A 14194-nucleotide genomic window follows, 5' to 3' on the forward strand; every position below is an offset into this window, starting at 1 on the left:
GTCCCCGCTGCCCCTCTCCCCGAACCGTGCCGCTGCTCCCGTCCCAACGGGAGCAGCGGCACATCTGTCGTTGGTGCCCTCATGATCCTGGAGGACCCGCGGACACACCGCTTCCAACGGCGCCTCGACCGCACCTCCGAGCGAACAGCGCGGTGACGCGGCCGTGGTCCGATTCGGCGAGGCCGCGCCCGTGTCCACGCACACAGGTCGGGCGTGGCCCCGGGGCGCCACCACGGTACGACCAGGGACTTGCCCACGGTCCGCCAAGGGCGCCTGCGGACACCAGCCGTCGCCGACCTGGAAACAGCTCGCCTGCACGGGGCCGCATCGAGGGGTATTTGCCGTTGCTCGGTCGGGGACGGACGAGGCGGTGCGGGCCAGAGGCACGAGGAGGTCAACGAGATCCGGTGGAAGCTACCCGCAAACACCGCATGGCGGTGCCTGCCCGAACGCCACGGGCCACGAAGGACGCTCCGCGAACGCCTCCGTCGCTGATCGACCGAAAGGGCGGACCGGCTCCGGGCGCACGTTCAGCAGCACTCGGCCGGCGTCGGCGCGGTCGACTGGAGGGTCGGCGGCGAAGCCGTGCGCACACGGACACCGTGCCGGAGAACGAACCCCACACGCCGACGGGCCGCACCGAAGAACGGTGTGACTGTCGCGGAGCATCATGGCTCCTCCGACCGCCTGCGAGGTGAACAACGTCCGCTGCGCACCAAGGCGCACACCGCGGGGTTCCACAGGAAACCGCGCGATGTGCGCCCCTGACGCAGCACGAGTGCCGTCCCGTCAGACGGTGCCCCGGGCCGCCTCGTCGATCAGGCGCGCGACGTCCCCGGGACGGGAGACGCTGACCGCGTGGGATGCCGCGACACTGATGACGGCGGCCTCCGCGCGCTCGGCCATGAAGACCTGGGCCTGCGGCGGGATGTTCTGGTCTTCAGTGGCCACGAGAACCCACGATCGGACGTCCCTCCATGCAGGCGTGCCGCTCCCCTCCGCCAGCGCCGCGTCGGTCACGGGCCGCTGCGTGGCGGCCATGATCTCGGCGGTCTCCGCGGGAACGTCGGCGGCGAACTGCTGGTGGAACTTGCTTTTGTCGATGTAGAGGTCCGTGACCTGACTCCCGTCGGGCAGCGTGACCGGTACCGGACGGAGCGCCTCGCCGAGGGTGCTGCCGGGGAACTTGCCGGACAGCGTGATCGCGCTCTCTCCCTCGTCGGGCAGGAAGGCGGCGACGAAGACCAGTGCCCTGACGTTGTCGAGGCCTTTCGCGGCCGTGCTGATGACCGAGCCACCGTAGGAGTGACCGACGAGGACCACGGGGCCGTCGATCGAGGCCACCAACTGCCTGACGTACTCGGCGTCGTCGGCCAGTCCGCGCAGTGGATTGCTCGCGGCGATCACCGAGTAGTCGTGGGACTGCAGTTTCCCGACGACGCCGTTCCAACTGGAGGAGTCGGCGAACGCGCCGTGGACGAGAACGATGGTCGGACTCTGCGGCTTCATGACGGATTACCTTTCATTTACTGATGAAACAAACGGTATGGAAAGTGGATCCCATACCGCGGTTCGGCTTCCGGCTTCCGGAATTCCGCGAACGGACCGTGAGGTTTTCCGACACGTCTCTGCTCGGCCGGCGTCACGACCCGTTCCGGAACTCCCGGGACTGCGGCTCCGCGAGGGATCAGTCGGTTCCGAGTGCCTTGCGCAGAACGTGGACGGCCTGCTCGATCGCCGCGGTCGAGGCCTGCGTTCCTCGCACCGGGTTCAGCATCATGAAGTCGTGCAGAGTGGCGTTGTAGCGGATGCTGGTGGTCGGCACGCCGGCCTCGATCAGCTTCCGGGCGTACGCCTCGCCCTCGTCGCGCAGGACGTCGTTCTCGTCGACCACGACGAACGCCGGCGGCAGACCGCGAAGGTCTTCCGTCGTGGCGCGCAGCGGGGACGCGGTGACCTCGGCGCGCTCGGCGGGGTCGGTGGTGTAGGCGTCCCAGAACCACTCCATGGCCTTGGCCGTCAGGTGCGGTCCGTGGGCGAAGGTCCGGTAGCTCTCGGTGTCCTGGCCCGCGTCGGTGACCGGGTAGTACAGCGACTGGTGCAGGAAGGTGACGTCGCCGCGCCGCTTGGCCATGTGCGTGAGCGCGGCGCTCATGTTGCCTCCGACGGAGTCACCCGCGACCGCCAGGCGGGAACCGTCGAGACCCTCCTCCGTTCCCCGAGTGGTGATCCACTGGGCCGTGGCGTACGCCTGCTCGATGGCGACGGGGTACTTCGCCTCCGGGGAGCGGTCGTACTCGACGAAGACGAGAGCCGCCCCGGCTCCGACGGCCAGTTCGCGCACCAGGCGGTCATGGGTGCCGGCGTTACCGAGAATCCAGCCGCCGCCGTGGACGTAAAGGATCACCGGGAGAACACCGGTACTGCCCACGGGCTTGACGATGCGGACCCGCACGTCTCCGGCCCGAGCGGGCACAGTGATCCACTTCTCGTCCACGTCGAGCTTCTCGACGGGTTCCGCCTGCACGTCGTCGAGGAGCTTTCGGGCGCCCTCGACTCCGAGCTCGTACAGCAGCGGCGGCTTGGCGGTCGCATCGGCGAAATCCTGCGCGGCGGGTTCGAGAATGAAGTCGCTCATGCTGGTCCTTCCGGGAGATGGAATCAGAAGATTTCACCTCATGAGACCGAGCCGGGAGTCGGAGTGTGACGCACCGAGCGAAGTGCCGGCGAAGAACTCGAGGCAGCGGCTATTCGAGGGATCGCTGCGGTCTTTGTGTCACTCGGCGCACGATCCCGGGCGGGACGCGGGCACGACGGACGTCGTCGCGTCCGGTGGCCCCGCTCCGGACAGCGCCTTCGAGGCCCGTCGCCTTGCCTGTGCCCGGCTCGTGCGCAGGTCACCGTCGCTACGGAGATACACGTCGTGAGGGCTGCTGCGGCCCGCCCGGTGTCCGGGACGACCGCGGGTCTCTGTCACACCCAGCCGTGCCGGCTGGTCTCTGTTGTGCCACCACGACTCGGCCACGGACCTCTCCACCAGCTCGCACCCAGGACGGACAGCATGGAAGCAACCGCACACATTGCCGTCGTCGGACTCGGTGTGATGGGACGCAATCTGGCCCGCAATTTCGCTCGCCATGGCTATGACGTCGCAGTTCATGACCGCATACCGTCTCGTACGCACGCTCTGATCAAGGAGTTCGGTCATGAGGGAACCTTCGTCCCCGCGGAGAACCCCGAGCAACTCGTGGCGCGGCTCCGGTCTCCTCGCCGCTTGATGATCATGGAGCAGGAGAGGGATGCCACCGACGCCGTGACAGACCGGTTCACTCCGCTCCTCGCGCCCGGAGACATCGTCGTCGACGGCAGCCGTGCGCACTTCGCGGACACTCGGCGTCGCGAGGCCGCCTCGCGTGAACGTGGTGTCCACTTCGTCGGAGTCGGCATATCGGGCGGCGCGGACGGGGTTCTGCACGGTCCGTCCATCACGGTCGGCGGTTCGGAGAAGGCCTACGCGGTTCTCGGACCGATGCTCGAGACCATCAGTGCGCGATTCGACGGCAAAGCGTGCTGCGCCCACGTCGGTGGCGACGGCGCAGGGCACTACGTGAAAATGGTCCATGACGGCATTGCGCGTACTGACAGCCAGTTCCTCGCCGAAGCGTACGACATGCTGCGCAAGACGGCCGGTTGTTCTCCGGGGGACATCGCGGCGATCTTCCGCACCTACGCCAGTGGGCGGCTCAACTCCGACCTGCTCGGCATCACCGCCGAGGTACTGGACCACGTCGACGCCCGCACCGGTTCCCCGTTCGTCGATGTCGTAGCCGATACCGCGGACCGCTCGGGAACCGGCCACCGGACCGTTCGGACCGCCCTGGATCTCGCCTCGCCGGCCACCGTCCTCGCTCAGACCGTCTTCGCCCACTCGTCCTCGGGGCACCTGAGACTGCGCTCCGCCTACCGGGGTCTGCCCGGTGGTGACACCGGGCAACTCGGTCCCGCAGAGGCCGAGCGCTTCTGCGCGCGTGTCGAGCACGCCCTGTACGCCTCCAGGATCATCGCCTACGACCAGGCCTGGACGATGGTCCAGGATGCCGCAGCGCAGTACGGCTGGAAGATCGATCTCGCCGCGATCGCGCATGCCTGGCGTACCGACGGCATCATGCGGTCCGCCCTTCTCGACCGCATGCGCGAGGCCTACACGGTCAACCCGTACCTGAACAGTCTGCTCGCCGATCCGTTCTTCGCCGAGGAGATCGCCCAAGCCCAAGTACCTTGGCGGGAAACGATCGCGTCCGCCACCCGTCGAGGAATTCCCGTTCCTGCCATGGCCGCGGCGCTGGCGTCCTACGACACCCTGCGCGCCCCTCGCCTCCCCACAGCCCTGGTCCAGGGACAGCGTGACCACTTCGGCGCACACGCCTATCACCGGATCGATCTACCCGGCACCTATCACACTGACTGGTCGAATCCGGAGCGACCCGAAGCACACGTGTGACCGCCCCCGTAACGTCACCTCGGAGATCCTCGGACCCTGCGGGTACGGCGCTTCGGGTGACAGATGAGGCGGTTCGAAGCCAGATCGAAGGAGTCCCGCAATGAACAGCGACTACAGAAACGTGCAATCACCGCACACGGGTTCACAGAACCTTTTCCTCACTCTGCACCGAATGCTGGGCGGCCTGGTGTGGGAAGACGTCCGGGCCGAATTCCGGTACGATCCGGACTCTCCTCTGCTCGTCGGTCTCACTTTCCTCGTGACGCATGGCCCTCAGGTGACCTGGTACGTGGGCCGGGACGTCCTGCACCAGGGTCTCCGCACCGTGAGCGGCACCGGCGACGTCCAGGTCTGGCCGACGTACGTCGGTGAACAGACGACGGTCTGGATGCAGCTCACTTCGGAGGAGGCCACGGTCCTCTTCGAGATGTCTGCCCGGCCGTTGGAGGAGTGGCTCGACCACACGTATCGAATCGTTCCGGCCGGCTCGGAGATGGCCAGGTGCGACCTGGACGGTTTCCTTGCGGGGATCCTCGGCCCGGACGCGGCACGTGAATGACGCGGGACGGCCGGGCATGTCCGGCGCCATCGGTCCGGGCCCACGGACTTCGTGTCAAGACTTGGTGGTCCATCTGTCCCCGCGTGTCACCCTCCAGGCACTCGTAGCATGGTGAGTGACACAGCCAGAAGGGACCGCTCCATTGCACGCCGGCGCCCCTCGCGACCCGCTCGCTCAAGCAACGCGGGACTTCGTCTCCGCGCGTCCGCGGCTCTTCGGCGTCGCCTACCGCATCCTGGGCAGCGCGGCCGAGGCGGAGGACGTCGTACAGGAGACCTGGCTGCGGTGGCAGAGCACCGACCGGACAAAGGTGCAGGAGCCGACTGCCTTCCTCGCCACGGTGACTACGCGACTGGCGATCAACCTCGCCCAGTCCGCACGCGTGCGCCGGGAGACCTATGTCGGACCATGGCTTCCCGAGCCGGTCGACACCCGGCAGGATCCACAGCTGGGAGCGGAGCGTGCGGAGGCCCTGGAGACGGCGGTGCTGCTGCTTCTGGAGAAGTTGAACCCCGTGGAGCGCGCCGCTTACGTGCTGAGGGAAGCCTTCGACTACCCCTACGGACTGGTCGCCGGAATGCTGGAGACGAGCGAGGCGAACGCCCGTCAGCTGGTGAGCCGGGCGCGCAAGCACCTGGCCACCGAGCGCAGGGAGCGGGTCAGCCCGGCTGCCCACCGGCGCCTGCTGGAAGTGTTCCTGTCCGCAGCGCAGACGGGTGACCTCTCGACGCTGGAGGAGGTGCTGACCGCAGATGTCGTCAGCTACACCGACGGAGGCGGAATCCGCGGCGCCTCCCGGATTCCGGTCGTCGGACGTACCCATGTCACCCGGTACCTCGCAGCCTTCGCGCCTCGTTTCTGGCCGTCGACGGATGTGCGGTGGGTCGAGGCCAATGGCCGGCCGGCGGTGCTCGTCTCGTCGGAGGGGAACGCCGTGACCCTGCTGTCGGTCGATGTCTCGACGGAGGGCATCGACCGGATCATGTGGGTGATGAATCCGGAGAAGCTGTCTCCCTATGTCGCGGCCCTCGGCACCTGACCCACTGCTGAGTGTTCTCTTCCGCCGGCAGGGGCGGCAGGGGCCCGGGAGTCGGGGCCACCTGCTGAGCACCGATCCGGTAGTGAAGTGGCCTGGCGTGGGAGGGCAGACCACCATCACGCTCGTCTCCCGAACGCTCGGGTGCGTGACGGCCGCCTCTGAACGCTGCGTGCGACGACCGCTCTTCCTGGGCCGGTGGCGCGGCGGTTGATCAGAAGGGGAACCACAGGTCGGCGTCGGCGGCCTCCTCCTTGCGGGCCGTGAAGACGGAGATCCGCTTCTTGGGGTGGCTCTGCGGAGGCAGTGCGACGACCAGGGGGTGGTCACCGCGGGGGGCGCCCGCGGGTCCTTCCTGGGAGGAGGGCTCGAAGTACTCCGCGTTGACGGACACGTAGTGTGCCCAGGGCTGGGGGAGGTCCTCCTCGAAGAAGATGGCCTCCACGGGGCAGACGGGTTCGCAGGCGTGGCAGTCGACGCACTCCGAGGGATTGATGTAAAGCGTTCGCTTGCCCTCGTAGATGCAGTCCACCGGGCATTCGGCCACACAGGCCCGGTCCTTGACGTCGACGCAGGGTTCCGCGATGACGTACGCCATTCTCTCCTCCTTGGCCGTCGTGGAAGACGTCACCGATTCTCGAGAGCGATCCGGTTCCTCCCTATGACCGGGCCGAGCGCGAGATTGTGACGTTCCGCGGCCGGTGACCGTTCAGCGACGATGCGCGTGCCGCTCGTGTGCGTGTCACAAAACGCTGTGTGGCCTGGTCGTAATCGGTGTACACCCCACAACGATCGGAGCAGTCGTGGTTGCAACCGAACAACGTCTTTCCACCATGGTGCTGGTGATCGGTACCGGCGGCGCCGGCCTACGGGCGGCGATCGAGCTGGCCGAGGCGGGCGTCGACGTCCTCGCCGTCGGCAAACGCCCCAAGGAGGACACCCACACCTCTCTGGCCGCCGGCGGGATCAACGCGGCTCTGGCCACGATGGACCCCGAGGACAGCTGGCAGCAGCACGCCGCCGACACCCTCAAGGAGAGCTACCTCCTCGGCGACCCTCGCACGACCGAGATCGTCACCCAGGGAGCCGCCCGGGGAATCGACGACCTGGAGCGCTACGGCATGGACTTCGCCCGAGAGGAGGACGGCCGCATCTCGCAGCGCTTCTTCGGCGCCCACAAGTTCCGCCGCACCGCCTTCACCGGCGACTACACAGGCCTGGAAATCCAGCGCACCCTCATCCGGCGGGCGAGCCAACTGAACATACCCGTGCTGGACAGCGTCTACATCACCCGCCTGCTGGTCCAGGACGGCGCCGTCTTCGGTGCTTATGGCTTCGACCTCGCCAACGGCACCCGCCACCTGATCCACGCCGACGCCGTCATCCTCGCGGCGGGCGGCCACACCCGCATCTGGCGGCGTACCTCTTCCCGACGTGACGAGAACACCGGCGACTCGTTCCGTCTGGCCGCGGAGGCCGGGGCCCGCCTGCGCGACCCCGAACTCGTGCAGTTCCATCCCTCTGGCATCATCGAGCCGGAGAACGCCGCCGGCACTCTCGTCAGCGAAGCCGCCCGCGGTGAGGGCGGCATCCTGCGCAACGCCCTCGGCGAGCGCTACATGAACCGCTACGACCCGCAGCGTATGGAACTCTCGACCCGCGACCGTGTCGCCCTGGCCTCCTACACCGAGATCAAGGAAGGTCGCGGCACCCCCAACGGCGGTGTCTGGCTGGACGTTTCGCACCTGCTCCGCCAGACCATCATGAGTCGCCTCCCCCGTGTCTACCAGACTCTCCTCGATCTGCAGATGCTCGACATCACTCGTGAGCCGATCGAGGTCGCCCCCACTGCCCATTACTCCATGGGCGGTGTCTGGGTCCGCCCCGAGGACCACAGCACGGACGTGCGCGGCCTCTACGCCATCGGCGAAGCAGCCAGCGGACTGCACGGAGCCAACCGTCTCGGCGGTAACAGCCTTATCGAACTACTCGTCTACGGTCGGATCACCGCACAGGCTGCCGCCGCCTACTCCGACTCGCTCACTGCCCAGCCCCGCTCCGCGGCCGCGGTGGCCCAGGCCCGCGCCGAGATCGACGACCTGCTCGCCGCCGACGGGCCCGAGAACGTACGCGCTCTTCAGCGCGCCATTCGTGACACCATGACCGAACACGCCGGCGTCGTGCGCGATGAAGCGGGTCTGCGCACCGGGCTGGAGGAACTCAGCACCATCGAGAAGCGTATGGAGAACATCGGGGTCCACCCCGACATCGCCGGCTACCAGGACCTCGCGCACGCCTTCGACCTCAAGTCATCGGCACTCGCCGCCCGCGCCACCCTCGAAGCGGCACTCGAACGCCGCGAGACCCGCGGTTGTCACAACCGTAGCGACTACCCCGACACGGATCCCGCTCTGCGGGTCAACCTCGTCTGGTCCCCCACCACTGGCATCTCCCGCGAGAGCATCCCTCCCATCCCGGACGAGATCGCCGCCCTCATGGAGAACGTGTCCACCGAGGGCAAACTCGTCGAATAGCCGGGTGCCAGTCGCCTTCGCGACGCTGCGCGAGACACGAGGCGGCGCGCCGACCGGCGAGGGTCCGGTCAAGGGGATGGCCACTGCGTACGCACTGCCGTCCGGGCCGGACGCGCGTCGGGTCCGCTCCGCCAACCGGCTCGCGCAGCGGTTGCAGACCGGGCGAGCGTCCGAGGAGGACGTGCTTCTTCGACTCCGCAGCTCCCCTCCCGATGACCTTCCGCTCACATGGCCCCAACGTGCCGCAATCACGGGTGAGGATCACATGACTCAGTCGCCGTTCGCATCCAGCGCCTGGTATCGGCCGATGATCGCCCGCCATGCCGGTGAAGAACACCGCACCGCCACCGCACTGGAGCTGTTCTTCGACCTCTGTTTCGTCGCCGCCGTAGCACAGGCGGCGGCGACCTTCGAACACGAAGTCGCCGCCGGCCGGGCGGGGCACGGTCTGCTGGGCTACGCTCTCGTGTTCTTCGCGATCTGGTGGGCGTGGATGAACTTCACCTGGTTCGCCTCCGCCTACGACACCGACGACGTTCCCTACCGACTGCTGACGCTGGTTCAAATCACTGGTGCTCTGGTCATGGCCGCTGGAGTCAACGAGGCCTTGGAGCACGGCGACTTCACGATCATCACTTGGGGCTATGTCGTCATGCGGTTGGCCATGGTCAGTCAATGGCTGCGCGCCGCCCACTCCGATGGGCAACGCCGCCGGTCCGCCCTGCGGTACGCCTTGGGTATCTTCCTGCTGCAGATCGGCTGGCTGGCCCGCCTCATCGTGCTCGACGACGGTGACCTCGCCTCGTTCGCCGTCCTCGTCCTTCTTGAACTCGCGGTGCCGGTCTGGGCCGAAGGCGCCGCCCGGACGACCTGGCATCCGCACCACATCGCCGAGCGTTACGGCCTGTTCACACTGATCGTGCTCGGTGAGTCCGTCACCGCCGCCACTCTCGCCGTCCGCACCGCCCTGGACACCGGCACGGATCCACAGGGCGTCCTGACCATCGGGATCGGTGGCGTCATCACCGTCTTCGCCTTGTGGTGGCTGTACTTCGCCCAGGACGCACCGCGTCGTCTGACCACGTTCTCGACAGCCATGCTATGGGGATACGGCCATTATCCGGTTTTCGCCACCGCGGCAGCCGTGGGAGCCGGTCTGGCGGTCAACGTCGCCCGAGTCACCGGTCACAGCACCCTGACCGATCTCCAGGCATCGGCCTCGTACACCGTGCCCGTAGCAGCCTTCATCATGTGCGTGTGGCTTCTGCACGGTCGGTCCGCTCGCCTGTCCGTTGCGGCCAACGTGCTGCCGCCCGTCGCCGCGCTTGCCGTACTCGCCGGCACGTTCACCCCCGCCGCGGTGCTGTGCACGGGCATCGTGGCGTCGCTCCTCGTCGGTACTTCCCTCGCCGTGGCCCGACGCGAGACGGGGCCGCTCTGAAGCGCCCGCTCGGACAGCAAGCAGGGCTCACGCTGCCGGCTCGGCCGCGGCCCGGGGCTCGCGTGCCATGCGCCGCCGCATGGCGCGACGTTCCCCCTCGGTCGTGCCGCCCCAGATCCCCTCGACGGGTCCGGCGGTGAGGGCCCACGCCAGGCACCGCTCGCTCACGGGGCACCGCCGGCACACCGCCTTGGCCTCGTCCGTCTGTATGAGCGTCGCCCCACTGTTGAGCGTGCCGATCGGAAAGAAGAGATCAGGGTCTTCGTACCTGCACAGCGCCGCTTCGCGCCAGTCCATGGATCGCCTTCCGTGCCGGGGGCCATCCGATCGAGTGGGGACGGAGCATGATGTGCGAAATGGCCCGATGGATAACATCACCACTCGTTGCATATTGAGACCGGACCGGCGCCGCGAGTGTGACATCTGAGCCGATCGCGGGACCCGAGCCCGCCCCTTCGGCATCGCCCACCGCGCGCAGGAGGCACGTTCGAGTCCCGTTCCGCCATGAAGCCGTCGTCGGTCTCTGACGGCATGAGCCGGCCGGTCATCGGGCGTCAGTTGCGGGCTTGGTTCCAAGCCCGCAACTTGTCCGGATTGAGCACCGCCCAGACCTGAACGACCCGGGAGCCCGCGACGTCGAGCGTGATGACGGCGACGACCTGGTCGTCGTAGCGGACGACGAGTCCGGTGCGCCCGTTGACGGAGTGCGTGTCCAAGGTGGTGCGGGCGTGACGAGCGAGCAGCGTCAGCAGGCTGCGGGCGACGTGTTCGCCGCCAGTGACCGGTCGTGTCAGTGCACGGATCCTGCCGCCGCCGTCGTAGAAGACCGTCGCGTCGGGAGCGAGCAGCGACGCCAGCTTCTCGGCGTCCTCGTCGACGCACGCCTGCCGTACGGACTCGGCGAGCTCGTCCTGCCGATGAGACGGTGGGGGCTCCGCGCGGCAGGCCCGAAGACTCCGACGCGCACGGTCCATCAGTTCGGTGCGCGGGAGGTCGGATCGTCCGACGGCACCCGCGACCGTGCGCGGTCCCCTTCCGAGTACGTCGTCGAGCACGAACGCCGCCCTCTCGGCCGGCGGCAGGGTGTCGAGAGCTCGCCTCAGCTCCTCGCCGGCCTCACCCTGCGGTCTCGTACCGCCGGGGTCCTCTGTGCCCTGCGCCGGTCCCGTCCTGTCGGACGCGGCCAGTCTGTTCACACAGCTCCTTCCGACGGTCCGTGTCAGCCAGACCCTGGGGGTCACTACGCGCACCCGCTCGGGGTCGGGAAGTCCGTACCACTGCCGGTAGGCGTCGTTGACCACGCTCTCCGCGGCGGAACGGTCGCCCAGCATCCAGTGAGCGACCTCCAGAAGATGCCGCCGCTCGTCGAACAGCTCACCGATCGGCGCACCGTCACCGTCGTGATCCATACCGATTCCTTCTTCCGGATGGTGCTCCGGCACCACGGTCACTGCGGCGGGCATACGCATGGGAACGGTACCCGTCGTGCGTGATCAACGCTCCCGGTTCCCATGGGAAGGACCGGCGTCCATGTGCACCGGTCGGCTTGTCAGACCGTCCGGGCGGCGAAGAAGGTGTGACACCATTTCGGTTTCCCATGGCTGTGGCCTGTTCAGTAAGCATGGGACGGTGTCAGCGGTGCGGTGGGACGGGTCAGCTCGGTGCGGGAGGAGCCGACAGACGCAGTCGAGCGGGCGGCGGGTGGGGCAGAGTGCGAACACCGGGATTGCGGAGTCCGTCGAGGACCAGTTCCAGGTAGCGCCTCCAGGCCTGCGGGTCCGTGTCCAGCAGGGGAACGGCTGTCTGATGGATTCCGCCGAGAAGCAGCATGATGTCCGTCCCCGTGACGTCTACGCGGACGGCCCCCTGCTCCTTCGCGCGGGCCGTGAGGTCCTCCACGATGTCCCCGAGCCGGCCGATCGCGTCCCGCACCTCAGTGTGCTGCAGAGAAGGCCGTCCGATCACTTCACAGAACGCCTGGTCGGCGGCGAGCGCCTCGACGCCCACGGTCATGAACTCCCGCAGCGCCGCACCGGCGTCATCGGCCTTCAGAAGCCGTGCCGCCGAGTCGGTCAGCCGGTCGAGCAGTTGCAGCATGATGGCGCCGAGCAGATCGTCCTTCGACGCGAAATGCCGGAAGACCGTGCCCTTGGCGACACCGGCCCGCTGAGCGATCTCGCTCATCGACACGTCGACCCCGCACTCGGCGAAGGCCTCGGTCGCCGCCGTGAGCAGGAGACGTCGATTGCGGACCATGTCCGCTCTGGGCCCCGGAGCGGCCGTTCTGTCAGTCATGCCACCTCTTCTCACCGCGAGCCTAGCACTGAAGATGACCGCTGGGTCATCTTCAGTGCTAGGCTCGTAGAAAATGACCGGTCGGTCATTTTAGGCCCGGCGTGACACGCCTGCCCGAGGCGAGGTCGCCCGATGGCCGCAACCTTCGGAGGAACACATGAGCACTCCCCTTCACCACAAGGTCGCCCTGGTGACCGGTGCCTCTTCAGGCATAGGCCAGGCGACGGCACTCGCGCTCTCCGAGGCCGGAGCGAAGGTGGTCGTCGGCGCCCGCAGAACGGACCGACTGGCCGCACTGGCCCAGGAGGCCTCCGGCGAGATGGTCGCGCTGAGGATGGACGTCACCGACCCGCGCTCGGTGCAGGATGCCGTCGCGGCGACGGTCCAGCGCTTCGGTGCACTGGACATCGTGGTGAACAACGCGGGCGTCATGCTCAGTGGGCCCATCCTGGGCGCGGACATCACCGAGTGGACCCGGATGATCGAGACGAACCTGTTGGGGTCGATGTACACGGTGCACGCGGCCTTGCCGCATCTGCTCGCGTCCAAGGGCTCCGTCGTACAGATATCCTCCACTTCGGGACGCATCTCATCGGCGGCGAGCGGTGCCTACGCGGCCACCAAGTTCGGCATCGCGGCCTTCTCGGAGGCGTTGCGCCAGGAGGTCACCGAGCAGGGCGTACGCGTCGTCGTCATCGAACCCGGCTTCGTCTCGACCGAGTTGACCAGCCACATCACCGATCCGACCATGCAGGCCGCAGCACAGAGCATGGCCGAGTCCATGCGAACCCTCGACCCGGACGACATCGCCGCTTCCGTCCTCTACGCGGTGACCCAGCCCGATCACGTCGCCGTCAACGAGATCTTGATCCGTCCGACCGACCAGACCCGCTGACCCCGGCTCGAACAGCGCGTCATAGGCACCTGCGGCTCTCCCGCCCGTCCCTTGGTCAGGAACGGGCGGGAGAGCCACGTCCGGTTTCAGCCGGTTGCGAGGTCCCGCGCGGAACGTGCGCGGTCTGCTGAATCACTGCGGACACGGCCCTCGACGCGTCGTGCCCCTCAGCCCACGGTCGACCGGCTTCGGGGCCGGGTGAGTGGCGTCGGATGTCACACCGGTGGGCGCTCGTCGGTCACGTTGTGAGAGACCGCTGCTCCTCGGGCCATCGCCGGGGCGTCGCGAACCCCGGCAGGAAAGGACGCCATCATGTCGTACCCGTACCCGGAACAGAAGTACTGGGGAGAGGACGGTGAGGTCAGCGCCGTCTTCCGCCCGGCCGCGACCCCACCGGCCATCGGTGAGAGCGGAACCGGACACAACGCCACCCACTATCTGGCGACCACCGAGACCACACGCGGCGAGTTCGGGCTCTACCGGGTGGAGATGAAGCCGCGGGCGGGCGGCCCCAAGGCGCACTTCCACCGGCGCATCTCGGAGTCGTTCTACATCCTTGACGGCACGGTGCGCGTATTCGACGGCGTGCAGTGGATGGACGCGCGCAAGGGAGACTTCCTGCACGTTCCGCAGGGTGGGCTGCACGCCTTCCGCAACGATTCGGACGCGCCGGCCGACATGCTGCTGCTGTTCACTCCGGGAGCGCCGCGCGAGGAGTACTTCGAGCAGGTGTCGCAGCTCGGGCACGCCGCGGAGGAGGAACGTGCCGCCTTCTTCGACAGGCACGACTCCTACTTCGTGGAGTAGGCACCGCAGGGCACGGGCCCGCAGTGGGCACCCTGCCCCGTTCTCGGGCACCACGACGCCGCCAGGCCGACGCCCCGCCGCTCCGTCACCCGGCGCCCGGCCCAGCGGCCATCCCTCACCGCCTTC

At 68.0% G+C, this 14194-nt stretch carries 12 protein-coding genes and 1 pseudogene; 7 read left to right on the plus strand and 6 right to left on the minus strand.

Annotated features, from left to right (window positions below; all coding sequences use genetic code 11):
* Positions 1 to 789: 789 nt before the first annotated feature.
* Positions 790 to 1509 (minus strand): alpha/beta fold hydrolase, encoded by a 720-nt coding sequence (locus AMK33_RS23225; RefSeq protein WP_073934870.1) that lies wholly within the window; start codon positions 1507 to 1509, stop codon positions 790 to 792.
* A gap of 178 nt (positions 1510 to 1687) precedes the next feature.
* Positions 1688 to 2638, minus strand: a complete 951-nt coding sequence (locus AMK33_RS23230; protein WP_073934871.1) for an alpha/beta hydrolase — start codon at positions 2636 to 2638, stop codon at positions 1688 to 1690.
* A 423-nt stretch (positions 2639 to 3061) separates the two neighbouring features.
* On the opposite strand from AMK33_RS23230, the gene gndA reads away from it, so the two are divergent.
* The 3 genes from gndA (at position 3062) to AMK33_RS23245 (ending at position 6099) form a co-directional block, all read left to right on the plus strand.
* Complete coding sequence (gndA, locus tag AMK33_RS23235; protein ID WP_073934872.1) at positions 3062 to 4501, plus strand: NADP-dependent phosphogluconate dehydrogenase; 1440 nt, start codon at positions 3062 to 3064, stop codon at positions 4499 to 4501.
* 100 nt (positions 4502 to 4601) lie between these two features.
* Positions 4602 to 5060 carry an SsgA family sporulation/cell division regulator gene (locus tag AMK33_RS23240; protein WP_073934873.1) on the plus strand — a complete coding sequence of 153 codons (459 nt, stop codon included), beginning with the start codon at positions 4602 to 4604 and terminating at the stop codon, positions 5058 to 5060.
* A gap of 142 nt (positions 5061 to 5202) precedes the next feature.
* A complete protein-coding gene (locus AMK33_RS23245; RefSeq protein ID WP_073934874.1) occupies positions 5203 to 6099 on the plus strand; it encodes an RNA polymerase sigma-70 factor in 897 nt (298 codons plus the stop codon).
* 289 nt (positions 6100 to 6388) lie between these two features.
* Here the strand turns inward: AMK33_RS23245 and fdxA are convergent.
* Positions 6389 to 6694, minus strand: a pseudogene (gene fdxA / locus AMK33_RS23250) (ferredoxin); the annotation flags it as partial.
* 235 nt (positions 6695 to 6929) lie between these two features.
* Here fdxA and AMK33_RS23255 point away from each other — a divergent pair.
* A complete protein-coding gene (locus tag AMK33_RS23255) occupies positions 6930 to 8630 on the plus strand; it encodes an L-aspartate oxidase (protein ID WP_073934876.1) in 1701 nt (566 codons plus the stop codon).
* Between the two features lie 265 nt (positions 8631 to 8895).
* Positions 8896 to 10071, plus strand: coding sequence for a low temperature requirement protein A (locus tag AMK33_RS23260; protein ID WP_073934877.1), 1176 nt, complete (start codon positions 8896 to 8898; stop codon positions 10069 to 10071).
* Positions 10072 to 10098: 27 nt separating this feature from the next.
* Here the strand turns inward: AMK33_RS23260 and AMK33_RS23265 are convergent, their stop codons facing one another.
* The 3 genes from AMK33_RS23265 to AMK33_RS23275 all read right to left on the minus strand — a co-directional run bounded on the left by AMK33_RS23265 (position 10099) and on the right by AMK33_RS23275 (position 12366).
* Entirely contained in the window at positions 10099 to 10368 is a 270-nt protein-coding gene (locus tag AMK33_RS23265; protein WP_073934878.1) for a WhiB family transcriptional regulator, read from the minus strand.
* A 257-nt stretch (positions 10369 to 10625) separates the two neighbouring features.
* Positions 10626 to 11480 carry an RNA polymerase subunit sigma gene (locus AMK33_RS23270; RefSeq protein ID WP_073934879.1) on the minus strand — a complete coding sequence of 285 codons (855 nt, stop codon included), beginning with the start codon at positions 11478 to 11480 and terminating at the stop codon, positions 10626 to 10628.
* 244 nt (positions 11481 to 11724) lie between these two features.
* Positions 11725 to 12366, minus strand: a complete 642-nt coding sequence (locus AMK33_RS23275) for a TetR/AcrR family transcriptional regulator (protein WP_073934880.1) — start codon at positions 12364 to 12366, stop codon at positions 11725 to 11727.
* Positions 12367 to 12523: 157 nt separating this feature from the next.
* On the opposite strand from AMK33_RS23275, the gene AMK33_RS23280 reads away from it, so the two are divergent.
* A complete protein-coding gene (locus AMK33_RS23280) occupies positions 12524 to 13261 on the plus strand; it encodes an SDR family NAD(P)-dependent oxidoreductase (protein WP_073934882.1) in 738 nt (245 codons plus the stop codon).
* A 312-nt stretch (positions 13262 to 13573) separates the two neighbouring features.
* Positions 13574 to 14068 carry a cupin domain-containing protein gene (locus tag AMK33_RS23285; RefSeq protein ID WP_073934883.1) on the plus strand — a complete coding sequence of 165 codons (495 nt, stop codon included), beginning with the start codon at positions 13574 to 13576 and terminating at the stop codon, positions 14066 to 14068.
* Positions 14069 to 14194: the final 126 nt, after the last annotated feature.

The sequence above is a fragment of the Streptomyces sp. CB02400 genome (assembly GCF_001905725.1).
In the GTDB taxonomy this organism is placed as follows: Bacteria; Actinomycetota; Actinomycetes; order Streptomycetales; family Streptomycetaceae; genus Streptomyces; species Streptomyces atrovirens.